The following is a 20,956-nucleotide window of genomic DNA, read 5'->3' as shown; positions in this document are numbered from 1 at the left end:
TTCATAAACCCTCACAATGCCTTTTAATATATGAGTTCATCTCTGCAGCCGAGGCTTCGTCCGTGATCATGGAATTGTAAGAGGCCCAGGTCCACTCATACCATTTTTTGTGTCTGGTTTTTATATGAAGCCGTGTATTTCCATTCCAAAATCGGGTTTTTTGCTTCCATTCCGTGATAAGTACAAAGGGAAGCAGGAAAATCCATAGCAGAAATCCGTTCCATTCTCCTTTTACTACAGCCATGTAGACCACGAATCCGCAAATGGCAAACCCTAAAATAATCAGAAGAAAGTATATTTTCTTTGATTTTTTATTAATTCTGGAAACTGTTATACTTTCGATATTATTGTAAGGTATTAGCTTTTTGAATCTGAAGGCCTGCAGGTGTACTCCCAATTTGTCTACCAGAATTACTGAGTTATAGGTTTTGAAAGCTAACAAATAACAAGAAAAGCTGAGTAGGAAAAGAACTGCCAGAAAGAGAGGCATGCCCCACAGATACCTCAGGAACAGAAGCAGGTTGAAACTTATCATAAGAAATGTCATGATTAGAGCTACGTTTGCAGGAAAAACTACATTTGAAATTCGTAACTCGGGAAGATTTCCTGTTTTTCCTGAAACTGGTATCCAGTTTTCAGAGATAAAAGGGGATTCTATTTTCGGTGCCATATTCTTGCAAACCGGGCACCATCCCATCAACTTTTTTATGCATCTGGATTCCCAGCTCATAACTCTCTCTCCTTTTCTCCAAGGACATACAGCTTTTGCTGTCCCTTTTCTCTTTTCACATACATTTTTATATGATTTTTCTTCTCCCAGTAAATTAGCTGTAAATAGAAACCCCACATCAGAATCAGTGTTCCTGAAGTGAAAGAATACAATACCTGATCGTTAAAGAGATAAGCTGCACGAGACGAGATATAAGGCAAGAAAGCCATGAGCAAAGTGAAACCCAAAAATAGGAATAAGACCACACAGGCAAGTGTCTTTCTAAAGGAAGGAGAAACGAAAGGATTTCTTTTCACGGCATTGTATTGATGCATTTGCTTTTTCCAGCCGAGCAAATAGATCGGTAAAGAAAGTAAAAGGCCAAGAAGGAAAGCCTCTTTATTTATACCTTTTTGAAATAGTTTTATATAAACAGGAGTAAAGATAATCGGTAGCACGAGAAGATAGATATCAAGCCTGGAATGCTGGCTAGGAACAGTCGGATTTTTTGCCTTTTCTCCTTCCGATTGACCGTTTGTTCCAAAATTAGCAAAGCTAACTTTGGATCCGGTTTCAAGTGCTTTTGCATTCGGGCACCAACCCATAAACTTTTTGATCAGATCAAAAATAAAAACCTTAGCTGGCATTTATTTGTTCTCCCGAATTATGTATGATTTTTTCCACTTTCCGTAACTTTTGTCTAAATAAATTATCTTGTGATTCTTTCTCTGCCAGTATGTTAGCTGGAAATAACCAAGCCACATTCCAACCAGGAAACCACCCATAAGTGAAATGATTACTTGCATAGAGTGATTCCTTGCCACATTTCCTGAAAAAATCCAATAAAAAAGAACTGCATAGAAAATTAGATTAATTATTTGAGATACTTTTTTCATGCCGGGATTCTCGCAAATGAGTTTCTGTGCCAGGATATCGTATCTTCTCATCTGCTTCTTCCAGTCAAGGACAATAAGCGCTACAGAAATGAAAAATCCGGCGAGGAAAAAGGCTATTTTTAGGCCCAGATGACTAATCGCTATAATATACACGAGTGTAAACAAAGTGTTAATTAAGAGAGTATAATTACTCAACTTTTGAAGCCATCCTAGATTTTTTTGATACCCGTCATCTCCCTTTTCTCTATCCAGGATACCAGATTCGAAACTTTCAAAGTTAATGTGCCGTCTGGTTTCAGATGTTCTGGCATTAGGACACCAGCCCATCATTTTTTTTATGTTTTCGACTTTAAGGCTCACTTTTCTCCCTCCTTTTCCCTAATAGCATATGACTTTTGGAAGCCATTTCCACTTTTAATGTAAATTCTCATGTGATTTTTCTTTTCCCAGTAAATTAGCTGGAAATAGAAGCCCCACATAAGGAACCAAAGACCTGAGATAAAAATAGATATCGCTGATTTGAAGTCAAACTCGAGTATACGGGGCAAGAGAACAAAAGAAAGAAAAAGAAGCACACTTATTCTTAAAACGAGACTAATTATGGTTAGCAAACCCCTAAGAGATTTTATTTCAGAGACATAACGAACAATAGGTTTTTTTGCAATGGCTTCGTATCGCTGAATCCGCTGATTCCAGTAAAGTGCAAAATGAAATAGGGAAGTTAATAATCCGACAAGTAAAGCGATCAGGTTTAATCCTATCTGATTATATATCAGGAGATAAACAAACGTTAAAGAAATACTAAATAGAAGAATTTGATTACTTTCTTTCCTGAACCATCCAGAGTCCTTTAAATTTCCGTTTTCTCCTCTTGCTCTGTCTGGAATATCGGAACCAAAATTTTCAAGATGAACGTGCTGTCTGGCTTCATGTGCTTTTGCATTCGGGCACCACCCCATAAGCTTTTTAATCTGATCAAAAACAAAAGTCTTATTGGACATTTATTTTCTCTCCAGGATTACGTACGACTTCTTCCATGTTCCGTGGCTTTTGTCGAAATAAATTCTTTTATGATTTTTCTGCTCCCAGTATAATATTTGGAAATATCCAAGCCAGAAGTAAACAAGATAACCTCCAAAGAATGAAAGTGTTACTTGCAGGGCAAGTCCACGGCCACTTATATAAAGACAAACTATTACAAATGAAAAAAGTACATAAGCGAGTATAATGCATAGTCTTTTCAGGTTTGAATTGTCAATTAATCGTTGTTTTTCTAAGGAGTCATATAGCCTCATTTTCGCATTCCAGCTAAATATAAACGAAATCAAGGCAGTAAAAAATCCTGCAAGTAAAAAAATCAGGTTTACACTCAGTTGAATAAGTACCGAGAAATACATAAACGTAAGAAAAATGTCAACGAGAAGAGTTCGAGTACTTGCTTTTTGGAACCATCCGGGATTTCTTTGATCCCCGTTATCTCCCGTTGCTTTATCCGGGATACCAGATTCAAAACTTTCAAAGTTAATGTGCCGTCTGGTTTCAGATGTTCTTGCATTCGGACACCAGCCCATCAACTTTTTTATGTTTTTGACTTTAAGGCTCACATTTCTCCCTCCTTTTCCCCAATAGCATATGCCTTTTGGAGGCCATTTTCACTTTTAATATAAATTCTCATGTAGTTTTTCTTCTCCCAGTGAATTAGCTGGAAATAAAAACCCCACATGAAAAAACAAAGAATTGAAAGTCCGAATAAGGCTGAGTGCCAAGATTGTCTTATCATATAAGAGAGAAGCATAAGCAGAAAAATCAAAAGTATGATTATCAAAACCCAAAGATATGATACTTTAGAGACATAACGAACAATAGGTTTTTTCACAATGTCGTTGAATCGCTGAATCCGCTCATTCCAATGAAATACAAAATAAAATAGGGGAGGTAATGATGCGAAAAGGGATGGGAGAAGGCCTATGTAATTGTATATAAGGAAATGAACAAATGTTAAAAAAATAGCAAATAGAAGGATTTGATTACTTTCTCTCTGGAGCCATCCATGGTTCTTTAAACGGCTGTTATCTCCCCTTGCTCTATCCGGAACATTAAAATCAAAATTTTCAAGGTCAATATTCCTTCTGGCTTCAGATGCTCTGGCATTGGGGCACCATCCCATCAACTTTTTTATGAGTTTGGATTCCCGATTCATAGCTTTCCCTCCTTTTCCCCAATAGCATATGTCTTCTGGAAGCCATTTTCATTTTTGATATGAATTTTCATGTGATTTTTCTTCTCCCAGTAAAATAGCTGAAGACAGGTTCCCCACATAGTAAGAATCCAAGTTGCTGCAATAAAAGAATACATTGAATGAGAGTTAATAGAAGAAGGCGTATAAGACAAGAAAACCATAGGTGGTAAACTCAAAAATAAAATTAGGGATAAGAAAACAAAGAAGAGTACTATTTTAGAGACATAACGAACAGTGGGTTTTTTTGCCGCAGCCTCATACTCACGTATCTGATTTTTCCAAAAAAGTAAATTTATCAGCAAAGAAAACAAAACGCCCAAAAAGAAGAATTCTGAATTTACACCCTTTAGGAATAGCATAACTATGTAAATAGGAGTTAAGAAAAGGGTTGGTAGGAGTAGTCTGACATCAAGCCTGGAAAAGCGGCTCAGAGCCATCGGGCTCCTGGCTTTTTCTCCTCGAGATCGAGCATATGCTTCAAAATTAACAGGGCTAATTCTAGATCCGGTTTCAATCGTTTTTGCATTCGGGCACCATCCCATTAGTTTTCTAATATATTTTGCTTCCCAATTCATAATTCTCCCTCCTTTTCCCCAATAGCATACATCTTTTGGAATCCCTTTTCACTTTTCACATAAATTTTCATATTGTTTTTCCTTTCCCAGTAAATTAGCTGAAGATAACTTCCCCACATAAACATCCAGGCTCCAGCAACTAAGGAATACAGCGATCGAGCGTTAAGAAAAGAGGGTATCTGAGATAAGAAAACCATAGGCAAAGTTAAGAGCAAGATTAGGGCTAAAAAAACCCATAAGAGCATTTTCGTTGAGGAAGAGCCAACAACAGGCTTTTTTGCTAGGGAATCATAATAATACATCTGCTTTTTCCAGCCTAGCAGATATATCAGCAGAGAAAGCGAAAAACCTAAAAAGAAAGCTTCTGCATTTATACCTTTTTGAAATAGCAAATTTATGTAAATAAGAGTTAGGAATAGTGTTGGTAAGAGAATTCGGATATCAAATCTGGAAAAAAGCCTGGAAAAACGACTTGGAATCCCTGGATTTCTGGCCTTTTCTCCTCCAGATTGATCATGTAATTCAAAATTATCAGAGTTAATCCGGGATTCAGCTTCAAGAGTTTTTACATTCGGACACCATCCCATCAGTTTCTTGATGTGTTCCAGAGTCATAGTTGTTACCCCGTTTATGAATTTACAATGTAGATCTCTGGCATTTTACGTCCGTACACAAGTATCATTTTCCCATTCTTCTTTTCCCAGTATACGTCTGTAAGGTAATACAGAAAAGCCGTCAGACAAAAACCAGATAGAAATCCTATAGTATGTCTCCAACCAAGCGATGAACCAAAGGCAAGAAGCAGTACCAGGCCAGTTGAGTCGAAATTAAAGTAATAAAACAAAGCTATCAAACAAAAGGCAGAAACAAAAAACAAAATGAGTCCCCATTTAAACTGTGAAAATAAGAGATACAATAATACCAGGGAAAGTATTAGATTTATAATTCTCCATTTTGAAGATCTAATATTCCTCTTTATTTTCTTGCCTGTATTTTTTATATTATCTAGGTAATGCCAGTTCCAGATGCAAATGTATAGGTTAAAAATGGTTCCGATAATTAACCCAAAAATGAAAATTTTATCTATTAGATGAACTTCCAGAAATCCAATTCCCAGCACAGAAATAAGAGTCAGTCCTGAGGACATCATTAATACCCTGTTATGGCGTTTGTTCCACCAACCAGTGGGTAAAACAGGAAGATCTCCAGCGTCTTTTCCTCTAGCTGGATCACTCGTCTCAAAATATCCAGAATTAATGGAACGTTGAGTTTCAAGCGTTTTTACGTTCGGGCACCATCCCATCAATTTCCTTATGTTCTTAATTAACACATTCATAGGGTATCTTTCCTCCATTCTTAGCTTATTCCCACTGAAATTGTGGACAAATACTCTGCCTAAAATACTCCTACTATTTTACCTCATTATTTCATATGCTTTTTCCGAAAACGAAATTATTTATTAGAGACAAAACACTAAGTAGTCAACTTGTGATACAGTTTAATATTTTGTATAAAGAATAAAGCCAATGGCAAATAGAAGGATTCCAATATAGAATATGATCCATCCTGCTTCTCCATTTGGTAAAAATCTATTCGACAATACTGTAAGTAAAGCACCTATACTGACAAGTAACAATCCTATTTTTTTCATACGACTAAGATTGTTTCCGGCTTTTTCTCCTCCAGATTTATCATATGCCTCAAAATTTGCAGGAACAGTTTGAGATCTGGTTTCAAGTGCTTTTGCATTGGGGCACCATCCCATAATTTTTCTTATACTTTTTGTGAATACATTCATTGTTATCTTTCCCCATTTTCAGCTTATTTCCACTGGAATTGTGGACAGCCATCCTTTTCTATCAAGAAACCTCATTCTGATACATGGAATCGTTATTATCCTTTAATATAGAGAGCAGCACCAGTTAGAAGTAAAAGCGTTCCTAATCCTGTCATAAGTGATGATACCAGGATTTCATCTTTAGTTGAAACTACTCGTATTTCCAGAATAAGTGTTAATGCTAAAACAAAAGCGCCTATACTTGTAAGTGACAATCCTATTCTTCTCGTGCGGCTGGGATTGTTTCCGGCCTTTTCTCCTCCAGATTTATCATATATCTCAAAATTTGCAGGAACAGTTTGAGATCCGGTTTCAAGTGCTTTTGCGTTCGGGCACCATCCGATTAATCTCTTTATGCTTTTTGTGAATACGTTCATTGTTATCTTTCCCTCAGTTTTACCTGCCTTTGATCAGGCCTATTCTATCGATTCTTTTAATTTCTCAAATAATTCATCAGCTATCTTTGTGGGATCTTCCGTACTCTGGAGTTTGAGCTGCATCTCTTCTGCAAAATCCCAGAGGAGCTCAATACATTCCCTGTATCTTTCGCAAGATCCGCATTCTCCTTCGTGCTCGTACCAAACCTGCATTCCGTGTTTTGTCGAGACAAAAATTATTGCATTGGCTTTGAAAGGAACCGATCTTCCGAAGAGTATCCCTTTCTTTGAGTCCAGTTTTTCGACTTCGATCCTGTTTGCTCTGGCCATTTCAAGCAGGGTTTCTTCAATGCGTTTATCCATACTAAGAAGGGCTCGCGAGACTGCCTGCCTGGAGACCCCAAAACGCTTTGCGATATTGATATTTGGGAGCCCGTTTCGGCGTAGAACCCAGAATTCAAACTGTTTTTCACCTGCCGGTAGGAACATATGTAAACATCTGAACGTTGACTATATATAACTTTCTGCTTTGAAAGTTTTTGAAACTATTTGCCTGAAAAATTGTTCTTTCTGAAGAGAATTCAAAAATCTTATCAAATACAGTTTAATGATCTGGTCATAACAAATATATAGAAGATAATTAAAGCTTGTTCGCAAATGAATATTTTTACTCAAGTTTGATTACAAAATAACATTCAAAATTAAATAATATAAAGTTATAGAACCAGCGAGGCTCTTTTATGCAAAAAAAGAACGAATTTGAAACAAATCCTGAGGTAATATATCTTTCTGAAGACTCAAAAACCAAAAGTGAAGAAGAAAAGACGAAGAATGAGAATGAGGAATTCGGAGTTGAAGCTAAAGCAGCGGTTGATTCCAGAACCTATGAACGCCCATCTTTTTTTATCGGTGTACCTATTGGTATTGTCTTTGGAGGCATCGGAAGCAAATATGAAAGTGTATTTTCCATCGAATATGAAGGAAAAACCGTAGTCGTACTCTATCATGGCCTCTGCTTAATCTCAGCAGGTGACCGACTCCTTATTCATGGAAAATGGTATAAGGGAAAAAAGCTCGGGATACAGGGAAATGTCGTTATAGCGGATAGGATTGAAGATTTAAGTTCCGGGATTGTCTTCAGTCATAAATGATTTTGTGTGACAATTGTTCTATCAGGACTCATATCTGTCAGGATTCACATCTGTCAGGATTCACATCTATCAGAATCCACATGGATTTGCTTTCGACTTCGATCTTTTTATCCACGCTTGCAGTTTTTCTTAGAACAGTTTTAATGGAATAATGCTTGCAAGCAAGTATCCCTATTGTTGTGGGATGATAAGACGTTTTTGAGATTTCAGGGCTATTATACTTGCAAGCAAGCAGTATCCTATTTCCTACGATGTACTATATATAACTTTCTAGTGGACAGATTAATATTAATATTCTAAAAAGTAAACTTGCTTGACTTAAGTTAAAAAGAATAGAAAAAGGGGAGTAAATAGCTCTGTTCTAAGTTAAAAGAGGGTAGGCCTGATAAGGAAACTCAGGACCCAAACTAGTTATATAAAATTTACTTTAAATTGCTGATTAAGATGTTTTTATAAACCAAGCACATCATCCATGGAATAAATTCCTGGTTTTTGCCTGCAGACCCATTCAGCTGCACGGACTGCACCTTTGGCAAAGATCTGGCGTGAATGAGCCATGTGCTTGATCTCAATTCTTTCAGAGTTTCCTGCAAAAAGAACAGTATGGTCTCCTGTGATATCTCCAGCGCGGACTCCGTGAATTCCAATTTCTTTTCCGCGTGGGGCGATACCTTCTCTGCCATAGACATATTCCTTTCCGCCAAGAGCCTCACTGATAACGTCGGCTGCCCGAAGGGCGGTTCCACTCGGTGCATCTTTTTTCTGGTTGTGGTGAGCTTCAATAATCTCGATATCATAATCTGCAAGATATTTTGCAGCTTCCCTGATAATCTTGAAAAAGACATTAACACCTATTGAATAGTTGGGGGAGATTACGGCACTTACCTTGCCTTCTTGAATAGCCTCATCAATTACTGCTCGCTGCTCAGGAGTTAGGCCTGTAGTCCCTATTATGAGATTTACTCCGGCTCTGGCTGCTATTGGAGCATTAACTACGGTTGCGCCAGCTATGGTGAAGTCGATAAAAACATCAGCCTTGCTTTCTTTCAGAACAGCCCCAAGATTTTTTACATCCGAGATCTGAACTCCAAGGTTACCTACTCGGGCAAATTCCCCTGCGTCCTTTCCGAAATTACTGATGTCAAAAGCAGCAACAAGTTGCATATCCGCAGAGTTGGTAACATTCTCCACAATTAAAGAGCCCATTCTGCCGCAGGCTCCGAGTACTGCTACGTTAATCATTCTATAACCCCCAATTTCCTGAGTTCATCTTCAATCTTCTGAGCATTTGTCCCACTAAGGGGCGCGAGTGGAAGCCTCAGATGCCCGCTTGCCAGACCTGCAAGTTCCGCAGCTTTTTTAACAGGGATTGGGTTCGTTTCTAGGAAAAGGGCGCGAATCAGAGGAGCAATTTCAAAATGAATCTTCCTTGCAGTTTCGTAGTTTCCGGTCAGAGCTGCGTTTACCATTCTGGACATTCTGTCAGGCACTATATTTGCGGCAACAGAAATGACTCCTCGTCCTCCTACAGAGAGAATCGGAAGAGTTAAATTATCCTCACCTGAAATAACCACGAAGTCTTCATCTACAGTATTTTCCAAAATCTGGGAAGCTTTACCGACATTCCCACTGGCTTCTTTAATTCCTACGATATTCTCGACTTTTGCAAGTTCGACAATGACTTCTAATGGCATGTCCTGTCCTGTACGGGAGGGGATATTGTACATAACCATAGGAACATCGACGGCTTCTGCTATTTTCTTAAAATGCGCAAGCAGGCCTGCAGGATTTGGCTTGTTATAATAGGGAGAAATCAGAAGTACACCGTCAACACCTGCATCTGCAGCGTGTTTTGTAAACTGGAGAGCTTCTCCTGTATTATTTGAACCTGTTCCTGCAATTACAGGAACTTTTGAACACTCCACTGCAATATCTATTACTTCTTCGTGCTCAAGTGCGGAAAGAGTTGCGGATTCTCCTGTGGTGCCACAGGGCACAATCCCTGTAACTCCTCCCTCTTCAACAAATTCAATATTCCTTTGTAAACCTTCCCTGTCAATTTTGTCGTCCTTTGTAAAAGGAGTTATCAGGGCAGGCATTGCTCCTTCAAACATTTCAGATATCCCCACCGTGTCCAGAAGTAAGTCTTCTGCTTAGTATACTTTCATACGTGCAACTTTTCTTGTGACGTAACCTGCAACTCTGTTCCTTATAACTTTGCTTTCAATAGTTGTATACTTTGTCACAAGAGTTTTATTAGTTTCAAAGTCTTTTGTGAAGACATCAGCGTGGTTCTCAATCAGTCGAAATGCGATTCTTTTTATGTTTGTCTGTCTTATATTTCCCATCGTATCTCCTCTTAATGTTTTTGCTGTTTTTTAGTCCAGTTATTCAATTCTACTTCCAGTTTATCTCACATGTTTTCCTGTGAACTCTGGTTAACGTGAAGCCCGAAATAGAAAATAGTTCTTCGATGTTTATTTTCTTCTCTCGAATTGATAGGTTTAGCAAAAACTGGATATAATAATTTGATTGATCATGATTTCGTCGACTAATAGGTCACTTGAGATTTATAAGTTTTGGGGTAGACGCTCCAGTCTACACCTATGAGGCTTAATTTCTTATCTCAATTAATAGAATATGTAGTCAATGCTTTAATTCTTCTCTAAATTTTCCTTTAATATATTTTTTGCATCATCGTTGCAGCAGCTACAGTTAGATTCTGAGGGATAATTTTGTTATGTGGATTTGTATATTTTGCATTTAGGTATATTCAGTATCCGTATTTATTATCTCTCTTATTTCCTCTTCATTATCTGTTTTGCTGAGATTTTCTCTTTACATAGTCTGTTTTTCCAAGAAAACGGTCAAGAGTTCCTGCACTAGTAAAAACACGCTCTCTTACTCCTTTACGGTTAATAAAGAGTCCTATTAATACGAAAAGCAGCCCAAGTTCCGGGTTTGCCTCAACAGCAATTGCCCCTATCAAAACAAGGGAAGAAGCTGCAAGCCCTTTCATGGCTCCTGTCCTGTAAGAACGATAACCTGTTCTTTTAAAGATCCGGACATCTCGAAGGGTCAGGAACAGAACTACAAAATAGGCAAACATCGCAATTTCAATATACATTTTTTTCTCCATCTTCTGTTTTTGATTTGCACTTCCTGCTTCTCTGTCGGACTGAAAATATGAATCTGATTTCTTTTTGACCTTATATCCTGATTATATTTTATATCCGTACTATTTTTCAACGAGCAGGTGAAGACTAATCAGTATATAAATGCAAGCAAACAGATACATAAATTACGTATGTTAGATAATATAAAACTAGCAGGTTTAGTATCTACTGGTAATTTTGAGTTGTAAATAGTAGTAATTTTAAGTTGTAACAAATACTAAAGTATATTTTTCTAGTTTTTTAAGAAGGGTTTATAATGAACTTTATAATGGCATATTCAGATTAAGTAGCCCACTAAGGAATAAGAACCCTAGAAAGAGCGGTTGATGAATGAAATATATGAAGAGGGAATGTTGCCCCACTCTGGAAGACAGTCTGATAAGCGGATTTTTTCCAGTATAGGGCATTTCAAACTGCCTTTTTCCTTCTGGATATAGGAAATTCCCCAGAAAAACTCCTGCAAGTAATACCCCAAACCATGGAAGTACAGGAAAGTAATCAAGGGTCCTAAAATTTCCGGGAGTAAATCCCAGCCAGAGCAGGCTGGAAAACCCAAAAGTCATATTCCTTAAGTAAAGCCCTAAAAGGCCGAAAAATATACTAAAAAAAAGATTTTCTTTCCCATATCTCAGGAAAGGATAAACGAGTACTGCTGAAACCCCAAAAAAGTGGAGGATCCCAAAAACAATATACTCTTCAGGTAAAAAGATCCAGGTTATACCTGTGAGCAAAAGTCCCATTAAATAGAGCTTTATTCCTCTTTTCAAGTACTTAGAAAAATTTTCTGCTCCATTTCCAGCAGACTCTTTGCTAAGGGCTCTTGAATGGCTTATAGAAAGGGCAGCTCCTGAGATCAGAATAAAAAGTAAAGCTGAGAATCTGCCCGCATATAAGATAAGACCGGACCCGAGCTGAATATCTACAAGCTTGAAAAAGTCCAAGTCATAAAGAAAATGATAAAGGAGCATCAAGAGGACAGCAAATCCTCGCAGACAATCAATTTCCCAGAGGCGGTCTGCATATCTGGCCATAAAATTTTCTCCGGAGCACATTATGTTCCGTTCATAAGAATGGCAATCTTCTTTTAAATACATATATTTATATTTTCTTGTTCTTCGAGGGTAAACTGGCAGGTTGCTTACTCTTTAGTCTCTTATTCTCTTCTTATGCCATGACAATGGAAGTTCGTTTCTTTCCAAAACTCCGGTCGCTATTTTGCTCTACAGATGATTTCTCTTTTAATGAGCCTATCCCAAAACCTTGAATTTTGAATAATCGCTCCAATTTCTAACGTGAAAATAGTATAATAGATTTGGGAATGAAATTGGTTTTGGGATGAGCTCAATAGGAAAAAGATAATTGCTGTAAGCAAAATGATGCTTAAGTGATCAGGACTTAAGTCTACTCATTTCTATTAGGTAATTTCTTTTAGATCACTTATATTAAGATCATCATATACGCTAATTTTCATAAGTTTCATCAAGTCAACATTTACAGTGTTTCATATCAATCCAAATATGGGTCCTGTATGTGGGATTATCCCAAACAAGAACACATTTATTGAGCCGTGAATCATTATCACAAGGGGAATACTTCGAGTTCTATAAAATAAGTATCCTAAAAAGCCTCCTAAAAAGAATGTATATACTATTTCGTAGGGTGTACCGTAAGTAGAATGCATTATTCCGAAAAGGAGGCTTGAAAGGAAAATTCCCCAGGCTGATCCCAGGAATTTTTCCAGGCTTGTCTGGAGAATTGACCTGAAGATGAGTTCTTCTATAAGCCCTACAATAAAAACCATTACTATTATGAGTATTAGCAGATTTGTCGAAGAGAGATCTGATATCAGTTCTCTGGCTCCTATCAGTATATATTCTACTTGTCCAAAAACCAGGCCGGCAAGAACAGATAGAGGAAGGTAGATCCACATCCTCTTCAGAGTGTCTCTTTTTCTCTCATACCTCACCTTCTGATGAACAGTAGCAAGAGTTATCGGAATTGCCATAGGTACGTAGACAAATATGAAAGAGTAAAGACTCTTCTCAAAAAAAATAGGCATTGAGAAATTTACCAATCTAAATATTGTCAGAAGTAAGAGGGCCTGGTAGATTTTCCTTATCTCAGGCTTTTTCATAACTGCTATTGAATACGAAAGCGAGAGCAAAAGCAAGGTATAAGCTATTGAAGCTTCTTTTAGCCTTCCTCCAAAAATCAACAGTTCGATAAGAGTAATTGTAGCTACAGGGGTTCCTACATAAATCATCTTTTTCAGGAATCCGGTTTTTTCTTCAGTTTGCACTTTAAGCATTTTTCCGAGCTCCGGCAAAGAGACCTTTCCCGTTTCCAGCTCTGAAGAAGTAAAGTCCGAAGGTGCCATTCTTCAGGCCTCCTCAGTAACGTTAATCCAGAGATTCAGGTTCCTGTAAGGTATGGTTTTCTCGGTTTCATTAAAGAGCAAAAACTCTAGTTTCATGTTTTTTCCTTTAAGAGGTGGCGTAAAAGTAACTGGTTCTTCCCAGGACATATTATTTCCAAGGCTTATCTGTTTCTGACTTTCCGGAAGAGACCTGTTTTCAAGCCTTACGTCTATTGTATAATCCATTGGTCTGTACTCGTGGTTTATGATCCCTACAGTGACTGTTCCTTTTTCTCCCTGTACAAATTCCGTAGGATAGTCTCCTATCGTACTGTTGTTTCCAAGAATATAAAATTCGGTAAAGTGCTCTCCTTCTTTAGGGTTTCCTATAATGTAGGCGAGGCTCCCTATAGAGGCTAGCATAGAAAGGACAAAGATAAATGCAATAACCTTATCAGTTTTCGATTCGGATTTTTCAAGAACTTTAGCCTTCATGCTAAGGTAACATTTTTTAAATGAAACTCCAAAGACTTCGGTTTCAGACAACAGTCTCCTTCTGTAATAAGCAATTGCACACATCAGAAGAGTAAAAATTGAAAATTCTGTCAACAGAGGAATTTCCCTGACCCCCCAGCTGGAATAATTCAGGCTAAGTCCCAGTACTGGGGCAACTGAAATACTAAGTCCGAAAGAAATCGCAGCTCTCTCAATTCCATCAATATCTTTTTTTGCCGGGAAGAGAGCTCCAGTAAGGGCATAGCCTGGTAAGAAAAGCACCAGAATAACCCCCAGGTACGTGCGCAGGAAGCTGTCGCTAAGCACAGGTACGAGTATAAAGATGTTAGTAATAAGCACAAAACCTGCAACAAGCAACAGGTCCATGGAAAGTTGTCTATTTCCGGCCATTTTATCACTGGAAAAATTATTTCATATTGTATCCTCTTTGAATTTATATCTATGCAATCCTTTCACGCCCCAATTACTATATTTTGTTTCAAAGTATAATTCGTTCTTTCAGATTTGTCCTTTCGGATTGTTCTTGCAGGAAAACAAGGGAGAACATGTCTTTTCTTTTGAATTTATTTTTTGCTGGACTGTTCTCTATTTCTGAAGTCTAGTTCTGAGGATAATTTTACTTTTTTTCTTAGGTACAACTTTCTGAAAATTATTTCAGTTTTCAAATTTTTAGACTTATTTTATTGGTAAGATTTCTTTGTATGAAAAATTTTCCCTCTTTTGAAGGACGTTTTTCCTCTTCTGAAAGAGATCTTTTCCAGCCTGCGTTATATTTTGCACACTTCAGGAACGTTTCGAGTTCATCTTATAAACATCTGGGCGTGCATAGAAAATTTTATTTTGTACTTTTCCCTTTCTGCAAGCATGAAAGTGTTGGTTACTGGAGGAGCAGGTTTCATAGGCTCCCACATAGCTGAATATTTTGCAGAAGCAGGACACACTGTCAGGATTTTGGACACTCTTTCCACAGGTTTCCTCAGAAATATTCCACAGTATAAAAATATCGAGTTCATTAAAGGAGATATCTGTGATTTTCAATCAGTCGAAAAGGCTGTTTCAGGCATGGATTATGTCTTTAACGAAGCTGCCCTTGTATCTGTTCCTTTAAGCTGTGAAAAACCTTCTGAAGCTTTCCAGATTAACACGCTTGGAACACTTAACGTACTACAGGCCTGCGTTAAAGCCGAAGTCGATAAATTTGTGACAGCATCTTCAGCTGCAATTTACGGAAATAACCCTATCCTTCCAAAGCAAGAAAATATGTACCCTGAGCCGGCTTCTCCTTATGCTATCTCTAAACTTGATGGAGAATACCTGGCAAAGATGTTTTATGAGGACCATGGGCTTCGTACAACTTGCCTGCGTTATTTCAATGTCTATGGCCCTCGTCAGGATCCAAAATCTCCATATGCAGCCGTTATTCCAATTTTCCTCGAGAGGGCGAAACTTGGAAAGGATCTTGTTATTTACGGAGACGGACTGCAGAGCCGAGATTTTGTTCATGTTACAGATGTAGTCAGGGCAAACGTCGCGGCTCTTGAGCATGGGGATGGTCAGGTCTTTAACGTAGCTATGGGAAAAAGCGTGACAGTTATGGAACTTGCCGAAAATATTATTAAGTTAACTGGCTCTTCTAGCAGAATTGTACATGCCGCTTCAAGAGCAGGTGATGTTCATGACTCAAAAGCTGATGTCTCAAAAATCTCAGGCTGGTGGAAAGGAGATATCGAACTGCAGGAAGGGTTAAAAAGTCTGATTTAATAGATTGTAAGAACGCTTACTTCTTAATATCAAAAAGAAAGCTGCTGTCAATTAAACAGCAGCTTTCCCGTTGGTTTAAGGCAGTTTCTTGCCCTAAGGACACATACCCTGCTGGTTTCCAGCTTACTATATAAGATTTCTATACAATTAGAGCTAACCTTTTTGAAAAAGTCGAGTCTGAATGACTGAGTTATATAGTCTCAAACTCTTTAGCTGTAGAGCTCTTAACTGCAGGGGCAGCTTAAAGACTGTACTAGAAGCTAGTAGCCTGGAAATTTAAGAGCTCTTCCTAACTATGCTTTTCTCGCCTGAAGTTTAAGTTTTCAGTTGTTTTGGTGCAGTCACATTTACCCATAGATGAAGGTCTCTATAAGGTACACTTTTCTCAGTGTCATTAAAGAGCAGGAACTGGAGTTTCATATTCTTTCCCTCAAGAGGAGGCATAATAGTAACTGGCTCTTCCCAGGTCTCATTATAGGCAAGATTGATATGCTTCACATTTTCCGGAAGGAACAGTGATTTATTCTCAAGCTTTACTTCCATTGTGTAATTTACAGGCCTGTACTCATGATTTACAACTCCAACTATTACTGTTCCACTTTGCCCGATCGTGTAGTTTGTAGTATAATTATCTGCTTTTCCTTCGGGTCCAAGAAGATAGAACTCTGTAAAATGTTCTCCTTCTTTTGGGCTCACAACCACATAAGCTAGGGTAGCAATGGATAGGAGAATGGAAATTATCAGGAAAACCGTGAGAGCTCTATCCAGTCTTGATTCTGATGTTTCCATGACCTCGGCTTTGAGTGAAAGTGCTACTGCTTTAAAAGAAACTCCAAAAGTATCACTTTCTGGGAGACTTGCCCGTCTAAGATATGCAAGGCCACACATAATAAAGGTGAATACTGACAAGCTTGTGAGAATTGGCAGAAGTCTGATCCCCCATGGGGTATAATTGAGACCAAGGCCTATTAATGGCACAACTGCAATACTTAGTCCGAAAGAAAGAGCGACCCGCTCAATCCCGTCAAGATCAGATTTTGCAGGAAAAAGAGCTGCAATCAGAGCATACCCTGGCAGAAATAACACAAGTGGCAGTCCAAGTATATTCCGGAACATTGTTTCATTTATTCCAGGAGTGAGCACAAAGATATCTGTTAGGAGCACGAGCCCCATAATAATAAATAGATCTGAAGGAATTCTTTTTACAGTCATGCGGGTCATCCAGCTTTTAAAAAATTATACTCTTTTTAGTTTCATTTAGGTGAGTAAATGTTTTTCTAATCTTTTTTATTCTTTCGATGTATTTTTCCAAGATGTGAATACTCATATTTTGTCTCCAACTTCTGTGCCCATCTTTTCCAATCCATCTCAATTGTCTGCCATTGTCCTAAAAAGTACTTTCCTCTTTATTTACAGCTTCCTTTTTATTCTTTTTCCTGAATCTTTTTCTCAACCTCTCTAGCTGATACTTCTTTAATAAGAGCAGCTCAATTACTTCCCTAAAATACTAATAGGCATATTTCACTTTTTAATATTCTCTTCTTTGGTAAGACAAACTTTACAGTTTGTTTTATCTCTTACAACTTTCTGTACTTCTCTACTCTCTATATTAAAAATTGCGGCAAGTCGCCAGAATGAATAATATAATTTTGAAACTGTAGGTATTTCTTAATGGATTACCAAAAAGTTCCATAAGTTTGCGGGACTGAAATCCTATACGTTGAGCTTCCTTACTATTGATTCTCTGGCTTACTTTTTATTTATTTATCTATATTTTTATACTCTATCAGTTAATGCATATCTTCAATAGTCGTTATTTCAATTGACCAATTTTATATTTATATTAGTATAGTGTCGCAGCATACTAATACGCACTGTATTTTATTTTTTTTAAAGTACGACTGTCAATAAATTTATATATGTATCTTCCAAATTTTACTTTAAAAAACTAATATTGCGGTAATATTTAAAAGGTTCAATCTCTTCCTTATTTAATGATTTTTAGAACTTTTTATAACTAAACTTAATCTAAATATTTGTATAGCTATACAATGGGGGTTATCAAGAATGAATGATCAGCTACTTATGGAAATTGGCACAGGGTCAATAATAAATAAAAAAAATAAATGTACTATCAGCAGAGCCTCTAAAAATGTCATAGTTGTCCTTTCTGCCTACAATGAAGAAACGTCTATAGGAAGCATTATACTTCTCACCAGGCTCTATGCTGATAGGGTGATTATGGTTGATGATGCCAGTTCAGATCAAACAGCCGAGATAGCAAAAAAAGCTGGGGCTGAAGTGATTACAAACAAGACTAATAAAGGAAAAAGTGCGTCTCTCGAAACAGGTTTTAAATCTGCAGTCAATCTCGGCGCTGATATAATTGTGACAATGGATTCAAGAGGTCGCCATAACCCTGACGACATCCCCAGGCTCATTGACCCGATAGTAACAGGAACTGCAGATGTGGTCAATGGAACTCGATATTTAAATAGTGTGGATAGGAACATTCCTGTTTACCGTCGTGTTGGGCAAACGATTTTGGGCAGATTCTCCAATAAAAAATCTGGCAAAATTAGAGATTATCAAACTCCTTTTCGTGCCTTTGCAGCCTCTACAAAAGATATGATACACTTTGATGTCAATGATCTGGCAAAAGAAGATGAGATGCTTGTAAATGCATGCAAATCTGGTCTTCGCATAAAAGAAGTTGAAATAGGTACCCATTATAAATTTGAAGATCGGGTGCAAGCTCCAGGCAAGTATGTTCTTGGAATACTGAGAGGTGTAGTAAGGGATATAGAGGCCAATAAGCCACTATACTTCTATGCAGTGCCAGGTTTTGCCCTTGCTACATGCGGTTTTTATATGGGTTTGAAGTTTCTTGAAGATCTAGTCTTTGGAATCGAAAGTCTTCATTTATGGTATATACTTATAATGGTTTTTCTATCTGTTGCCGGTGTATATATGACAGTAACAGGAATTGTAATGCATTCCATGGCTGAGGTGGCTCAAACTGAGGCTACGTAATATATAATTACTCAAGATCATACCCTGGAAAATCGTCAAGTATAAACTTGTTATTATTAAAAAATGGGAGAAGGAGATCGCTTTTAATGGTGTGCGAACAAAAAGAATTGTTCTCTTTTAGTCCACTTGAACAGACTTTCTCGGAGCTTCCTGAGTTGAAGCCTGATTTTAAGTTTTCAGGTTTTATTGTTTAAATGAATTCTTCAATTTCTGAACTCTCTAATTATCTTTTTCATTTGTGCATCCTTTTTCAATATATATACATAGTAAAGACAGACAATCATGCCGGAAAAGATAACAAGTAATATCTTGTCTATTTCTAAGATTTTAAGGGTAATAATAACGGTTCCTGCAGGAACGAAGAGAATAAAATTTGAAATTACTATTTTCATGACTTTAGAGGTCTTTACTCCGGCATAGGACATCATTTTCAGGCAAAGGTAACCATATACCGCAATACCTGATAGTGAAAAAAGAATAAGTGCCGTACGTGCATTTCCGAGCAAGCCGCCGATTGTAAGGGAAAGGAGGCGCGTTATCAGATTGAAAAAATTATAATGGAAACCGAAGTGATATTTTTTGACTACTACATATATAGCAGTTAACGGAGAGGAGATAAACCATACAAAAGCCCAGAGACTAAGAATCTGAGCGTAGATGCCTGCTTCTGCCCAGGCTTTTCCGAAAATAACCGTAAAAACGTCGCTGCCGACAATTGTCAGGATAAGTATAGGGAACATACCTATAACCACAAGCATTCTGAACACATTCTCAACAAGGGAAGCAAGAGTGCCCTCGGCAAAGGCTCTTGAGGCTCTCTGGAAGAAAACCTGTGAAATCGAACCTCCTATTAAACTCATCGGCATCTGCAGAAGGCGAAAGCCGAGAGAATAAAAACCTACCACCGCAGGAGTGAAGAAAGCCGAAAGAAGGAAAGCAGGAAGCTGCCAGGAGATTGAATTCATGAGGGCACCCCAAGTATCTACAAGCGAAAATTTACGGTACTTCTTAAATCCCTCATAGATTTTTTCCCAGCTCAGATTTTTCACAATCAATTTCCTATCATCTCTCCAGATCTGTCCTCCAAGCGCAAATGTTGCAATAGACTGACCAGCAAGACTGCCAACTATTAATCCGCTTGCTCCGGTTTTTTCTGTAAACCCTATTCCTACCTGTGTTACAGTACTAGAAACCGAACTGAAGACTCTTGAAAGGGAAAGTCTTTTAAAAAGTTTTGTTCTTGAATTCCAGCTATTCAGTGCAAGAAATAATCCGTTTACAAAAATAAAAGGAGGTACAAGCCAGAGATAATTTCCTATCTGCTGAGAGTTCAGAATATTAACTATCGGCTCTTTAAAACACCATATGACTGGAAAGGTTAAGCCTGTTACGAGCAGTACTGCTAGAAAGCTCAGCCCTAACAGGTTTACAGCTTCTTCACTCGACTCAGGTAGCATTATGGAATATTCGTATCTCATGCAGGCAATGACACTGATAATGCTGGTAATAGAAAGGTATATAGCCCAAACTCCAAAATCATCAGGCCCATAGAGACGAGTCAGTACAGGAGCAGCTAGAATTGTAAGGATTTGAGCAAAAGTTGTCCCGCCTGCAAGTGTTAGCACATCAAAAACAAAGCTTTCCTTTTTGCTGTTATCAGACCGTTTCTCTACTGCATCTGCTGTTATTTCATCCATTTCCGGTACCTGAAAATAAATTTCTTTTAGTGCTGAACTCCGTTTAGTCCTTCATTTTCAAGATGTTTTTTACACTTTTGAAAATGAAATTATAGGGTATTATATACTCAAGATGATGTTGAATATTAGGACTTTTTCCCCTCTAAGTCCCTCTATAAATAAACACCATGAAATAAGTCTGTCGGCTTTCTTAATCTATATAAACATTAACAACTAGTACTGCGATTCCGAAGTAGGTTCATAAAACTTAACTTTTGAATAGATCCGAAGATCACTGATCTTTCTAGGGAAATAAAGAATTGATTTTGGAATCGAAGCACTAGAACTATATGATTTCTCATGAATCTATTTTTCTCTTCAGTTCCCTTAAAATTACTTTACATGTTTTCTTTTATGAGTTCTGGTGAGATTCCGTTTATGATGAAATTTTTTAACGCAACTTCAATCTGGTTTTTTTAAGAATTTCAGTTCCAAAATTGATAATAATCAATTATCCCCTTAAGGTACCTCAATAACTGAAAAAAGTTATTAATCGAACTTATTTTTCGGTGTTAATTTGATAAGTGTTAATTTGATAAGTGTTAATTTGATAAGTGTTAATTTGATAAGTGTTAATTTGATAAGTGTTAATTT

Annotated in this window: 24 protein-coding genes; 3 read left to right on the top strand and 21 right to left on the bottom strand. The window is 37.5% G+C overall.

The genetic code is table 11. The annotated features are described in order from the left end of the window. Position 1: 1 nt before the first annotated feature. The 12 genes from ASJ81_RS13725 to ASJ81_RS13670 all read right to left on the bottom strand — a co-directional run bounded on the left by ASJ81_RS13725 (position 2) and on the right by ASJ81_RS13670 (position 7,122). The gene (locus ASJ81_RS13725) at positions 2-730 is read right to left on the bottom strand and encodes a hypothetical protein (protein WP_095644893.1); all 729 of its coding nucleotides are present in this window, start codon (positions 728-730) and stop codon (positions 2-4) included. After that, positions 727-1,356: a DUF1673 domain-containing protein gene (locus ASJ81_RS13720; protein ID WP_095644892.1), complete on the bottom strand. Its 630-nt coding sequence runs from the start codon at positions 1,354-1,356 to the stop codon at positions 727-729. Before ASJ81_RS13720 ends, ASJ81_RS13725 begins: the two co-directional genes overlap by 4 nt. After that, positions 1,357-1,965: a DUF1673 domain-containing protein gene (locus tag ASJ81_RS13715; RefSeq protein ID WP_095644891.1), complete on the bottom strand. Its 609-nt coding sequence runs from the start codon at positions 1,963-1,965 to the stop codon at positions 1,357-1,359. Continuing rightward, entirely contained in the window at positions 1,962-2,606 is a 645-nt protein-coding gene (locus tag ASJ81_RS13710) for a DUF1673 domain-containing protein (RefSeq protein WP_095644890.1), read from the bottom strand. Before ASJ81_RS13710 ends, ASJ81_RS13715 begins: the two co-directional genes overlap by 4 nt. Beyond that, entirely contained in the window at positions 2,607-3,209 is a 603-nt protein-coding gene (locus tag ASJ81_RS13705) for a DUF1673 domain-containing protein (RefSeq protein ID WP_095644889.1), read from the bottom strand. Then, positions 3,206-3,805 (bottom strand): DUF1673 family protein, encoded by a 600-nt coding sequence (locus ASJ81_RS13700; RefSeq protein ID WP_095644888.1) that lies wholly within the window; start codon positions 3,803-3,805, stop codon positions 3,206-3,208. The genes ASJ81_RS13705 and ASJ81_RS13700 overlap by 4 nt, the downstream gene beginning before the upstream one ends. Next, on the bottom strand, positions 3,802-4,419 hold the full coding sequence (locus ASJ81_RS13695; RefSeq protein WP_095644887.1) for a DUF1673 family protein: 618 nt from the start codon (positions 4,417-4,419) through the stop codon (positions 3,802-3,804). The genes ASJ81_RS13700 and ASJ81_RS13695 overlap by 4 nt, the downstream gene beginning before the upstream one ends. Continuing rightward, the gene (locus tag ASJ81_RS13690; RefSeq protein ID WP_095644886.1) at positions 4,416-5,033 is read right to left on the bottom strand and encodes a DUF1673 domain-containing protein; all 618 of its coding nucleotides are present in this window, start codon (positions 5,031-5,033) and stop codon (positions 4,416-4,418) included. Before ASJ81_RS13690 ends, ASJ81_RS13695 begins: the two co-directional genes overlap by 4 nt. 14 nt (positions 5,034-5,047) lie before the next feature. Next, complete coding sequence (locus ASJ81_RS13685) at positions 5,048-5,755, bottom strand: DUF1673 domain-containing protein (protein WP_095644885.1); 708 nt, start codon at positions 5,753-5,755, stop codon at positions 5,048-5,050. A 162-nt stretch (positions 5,756-5,917) separates the two neighbouring features. Then, complete coding sequence (locus ASJ81_RS13680; RefSeq protein WP_095644884.1) at positions 5,918-6,217, bottom strand: DUF1673 family protein; 300 nt, start codon at positions 6,215-6,217, stop codon at positions 5,918-5,920. A gap of 95 nt (positions 6,218-6,312) precedes the next feature. Further along, positions 6,313-6,633 (bottom strand): DUF1673 family protein, encoded by a 321-nt coding sequence (locus ASJ81_RS13675; protein ID WP_095644883.1) that lies wholly within the window; start codon positions 6,631-6,633, stop codon positions 6,313-6,315. 39 nt (positions 6,634-6,672) lie between these two features. Then, complete coding sequence (locus tag ASJ81_RS13670) at positions 6,673-7,122, bottom strand: hypothetical protein (RefSeq protein ID WP_095644882.1); 450 nt, start codon at positions 7,120-7,122, stop codon at positions 6,673-6,675. A gap of 251 nt (positions 7,123-7,373) precedes the next feature. Here ASJ81_RS13670 and ASJ81_RS13665 point away from each other — a divergent pair, with 251 nt between their 5' ends. Next, entirely contained in the window at positions 7,374-7,784 is a 411-nt protein-coding gene (locus ASJ81_RS13665; RefSeq protein WP_095644881.1) for a hypothetical protein, read from the top strand. Between the two features lie 450 nt (positions 7,785-8,234). Here ASJ81_RS13665 and dapB read toward each other — a convergent pair whose 3' ends face one another. The 7 genes from dapB to ASJ81_RS13630 form a co-directional block, all read right to left on the bottom strand. After that, positions 8,235-9,026, bottom strand: a complete 792-nt coding sequence (gene dapB, locus ASJ81_RS13660; RefSeq protein WP_095644880.1) for a 4-hydroxy-tetrahydrodipicolinate reductase — start codon at positions 9,024-9,026, stop codon at positions 8,235-8,237. Further along, positions 9,023-9,898: a 4-hydroxy-tetrahydrodipicolinate synthase gene (gene dapA / locus ASJ81_RS13655; protein WP_095644879.1), complete on the bottom strand. Its 876-nt coding sequence runs from the start codon at positions 9,896-9,898 to the stop codon at positions 9,023-9,025. Before dapA ends, dapB begins: the two co-directional genes overlap by 4 nt. A 39-nt stretch (positions 9,899-9,937) precedes the next feature. After that, a complete protein-coding gene (locus tag ASJ81_RS13650; protein WP_095644878.1) occupies positions 9,938-10,132 on the bottom strand; it encodes a 30S ribosomal protein S17e in 195 nt (64 codons plus the stop codon). A 464-nt stretch (positions 10,133-10,596) separates the two neighbouring features. Then, positions 10,597-10,911 (bottom strand): hypothetical protein, encoded by a 315-nt coding sequence (locus ASJ81_RS13645; RefSeq protein ID WP_095644904.1) that lies wholly within the window; start codon positions 10,909-10,911, stop codon positions 10,597-10,599. Between the two features lie 312 nt (positions 10,912-11,223). Continuing rightward, on the bottom strand, positions 11,224-11,991 hold the full coding sequence (locus ASJ81_RS13640) for a heparan-alpha-glucosaminide N-acetyltransferase (protein ID WP_095644877.1): 768 nt from the start codon (positions 11,989-11,991) through the stop codon (positions 11,224-11,226). Positions 11,992-12,461: 470 nt separating this feature from the next. Then, the gene (locus tag ASJ81_RS13635) at positions 12,462-13,337 is read right to left on the bottom strand and encodes a CPBP family intramembrane glutamic endopeptidase (protein ID WP_095644876.1); all 876 of its coding nucleotides are present in this window, start codon (positions 13,335-13,337) and stop codon (positions 12,462-12,464) included. Positions 13,338-13,340: 3 nt separating this feature from the next. Beyond that, positions 13,341-14,222, bottom strand: a complete 882-nt coding sequence (locus ASJ81_RS13630) for a DUF1616 domain-containing protein (protein WP_095644875.1) — start codon at positions 14,220-14,222, stop codon at positions 13,341-13,343. 474 nt (positions 14,223-14,696) lie between these two features. Between ASJ81_RS13630 and ASJ81_RS13625 the strand changes: the two genes are divergently transcribed. Further along, positions 14,697-15,593: an SDR family NAD(P)-dependent oxidoreductase gene (locus ASJ81_RS13625; protein WP_095644903.1), complete on the top strand. Its 897-nt coding sequence runs from the start codon at positions 14,697-14,699 to the stop codon at positions 15,591-15,593. Between the two features lie 315 nt (positions 15,594-15,908). On the opposite strand, the gene ASJ81_RS13620 is transcribed toward ASJ81_RS13625, so the two are convergent. Then, positions 15,909-16,805 (bottom strand): DUF1616 domain-containing protein, encoded by an 897-nt coding sequence (locus ASJ81_RS13620; protein ID WP_095644874.1) that lies wholly within the window; start codon positions 16,803-16,805, stop codon positions 15,909-15,911. An 855-nt stretch (positions 16,806-17,660) separates the two neighbouring features. Here ASJ81_RS13620 and ASJ81_RS13615 point away from each other — a divergent pair. Next, positions 17,661-18,626: a glycosyltransferase family 2 protein gene (locus ASJ81_RS13615; RefSeq protein WP_095644873.1), complete on the top strand. Its 966-nt coding sequence runs from the start codon at positions 17,661-17,663 to the stop codon at positions 18,624-18,626. Between the two features lie 203 nt (positions 18,627-18,829). Here the strand turns inward: ASJ81_RS13615 and ASJ81_RS13610 are convergent, their stop codons facing one another. Further along, on the bottom strand, positions 18,830-20,323 hold the full coding sequence (locus ASJ81_RS13610; RefSeq protein WP_095644872.1) for a lipopolysaccharide biosynthesis protein: 1,494 nt from the start codon (positions 20,321-20,323) through the stop codon (positions 18,830-18,832). Positions 20,324-20,956 lie beyond the last annotated feature (633 nt).

The sequence above is a fragment of the Methanosarcina spelaei genome (genome assembly GCF_002287235.1).
In the GTDB taxonomy this organism is placed as follows: domain Archaea; phylum Halobacteriota; class Methanosarcinia; order Methanosarcinales; family Methanosarcinaceae; genus Methanosarcina; species Methanosarcina spelaei.
The sequence above is the reverse complement of the archived record's forward strand: the minus strand, read 5'-3'. Positions and strand labels throughout refer to the sequence as shown.

What these genes read in the sequence shown, in the direction of transcription:
- ASJ81_RS13720 (WP_095644892.1), bottom strand. Translation starts at nt 1,356, where the DNA reads ATGCCAGCTAAGGTTTTTATTTTTGATCTGATCAAAAAGTTTATGGGT.
- ASJ81_RS13650 (WP_095644878.1), bottom strand. Translation starts at nt 10,132, where the DNA reads ATGGGAAATATAAGACAGACAAACATAAAAAGAATCGCATTTCGACTG.
- ASJ81_RS13615 (WP_095644873.1), top strand. Translation starts at nt 17,661, where the DNA reads ATGAATGATCAGCTACTTATGGAAATTGGCACAGGGTCAATAATAAAT.
- ASJ81_RS13640 (WP_095644877.1), bottom strand. Translation starts at nt 11,991, where the DNA reads ATGGCCAGATATGCAGACCGCCTCTGGGAAATTGATTGTCTGCGAGGA.
- dapA (WP_095644879.1), bottom strand. Translation starts at nt 9,898, where the DNA reads ATGTTTGAAGGAGCAATGCCTGCCCTGATAACTCCTTTTACAAAGGAC.
- ASJ81_RS13665 (WP_095644881.1), top strand. Translation starts at nt 7,374, where the DNA reads ATGCAAAAAAAGAACGAATTTGAAACAAATCCTGAGGTAATATATCTT.
- ASJ81_RS13695 (WP_095644887.1), bottom strand. Translation starts at nt 4,419, where the DNA reads ATGAATTGGGAAGCAAAATATATTAGAAAACTAATGGGATGGTGCCCG.
- dapB (WP_095644880.1), bottom strand. Translation starts at nt 9,026, where the DNA reads ATGATTAACGTAGCAGTACTCGGAGCCTGCGGCAGAATGGGCTCTTTA.
- ASJ81_RS13645 (WP_095644904.1), bottom strand. Translation starts at nt 10,911, where the DNA reads ATGTATATTGAAATTGCGATGTTTGCCTATTTTGTAGTTCTGTTCCTG.
- ASJ81_RS13670 (WP_095644882.1), bottom strand. Translation starts at nt 7,122, where the DNA reads ATGTTCCTACCGGCAGGTGAAAAACAGTTTGAATTCTGGGTTCTACGC.
- ASJ81_RS13725 (WP_095644893.1), bottom strand. Translation starts at nt 730, where the DNA reads ATGAGCTGGGAATCCAGATGCATAAAAAAGTTGATGGGATGGTGCCCG.
- ASJ81_RS13630 (WP_095644875.1), bottom strand. Translation starts at nt 14,222, where the DNA reads ATGGCCGGAAATAGACAACTTTCCATGGACCTGTTGCTTGTTGCAGGT.
- ASJ81_RS13675 (WP_095644883.1), bottom strand. Translation starts at nt 6,633, where the DNA reads ATGAACGTATTCACAAAAAGCATAAAGAGATTAATCGGATGGTGCCCG.
- ASJ81_RS13710 (WP_095644890.1), bottom strand. Translation starts at nt 2,606, where the DNA reads ATGTCCAATAAGACTTTTGTTTTTGATCAGATTAAAAAGCTTATGGGG.
- ASJ81_RS13680 (WP_095644884.1), bottom strand. Translation starts at nt 6,217, where the DNA reads ATGAATGTATTCACAAAAAGTATAAGAAAAATTATGGGATGGTGCCCC.
- ASJ81_RS13685 (WP_095644885.1), bottom strand. Translation starts at nt 5,755, where the DNA reads ATGAATGTGTTAATTAAGAACATAAGGAAATTGATGGGATGGTGCCCG.
- ASJ81_RS13620 (WP_095644874.1), bottom strand. Translation starts at nt 16,805, where the DNA reads ATGACTGTAAAAAGAATTCCTTCAGATCTATTTATTATTATGGGGCTC.
- ASJ81_RS13625 (WP_095644903.1), top strand. Translation starts at nt 14,697, where the DNA reads ATGAAAGTGTTGGTTACTGGAGGAGCAGGTTTCATAGGCTCCCACATA.
- ASJ81_RS13700 (WP_095644888.1), bottom strand. Translation starts at nt 3,805, where the DNA reads ATGAATCGGGAATCCAAACTCATAAAAAAGTTGATGGGATGGTGCCCC.
- ASJ81_RS13635 (WP_095644876.1), bottom strand. Translation starts at nt 13,337, where the DNA reads ATGGCACCTTCGGACTTTACTTCTTCAGAGCTGGAAACGGGAAAGGTC.
- ASJ81_RS13690 (WP_095644886.1), bottom strand. Translation starts at nt 5,033, where the DNA reads ATGACTCTGGAACACATCAAGAAACTGATGGGATGGTGTCCGAATGTA.
- ASJ81_RS13610 (WP_095644872.1), bottom strand. Translation starts at nt 20,323, where the DNA reads ATGGATGAAATAACAGCAGATGCAGTAGAGAAACGGTCTGATAACAGC.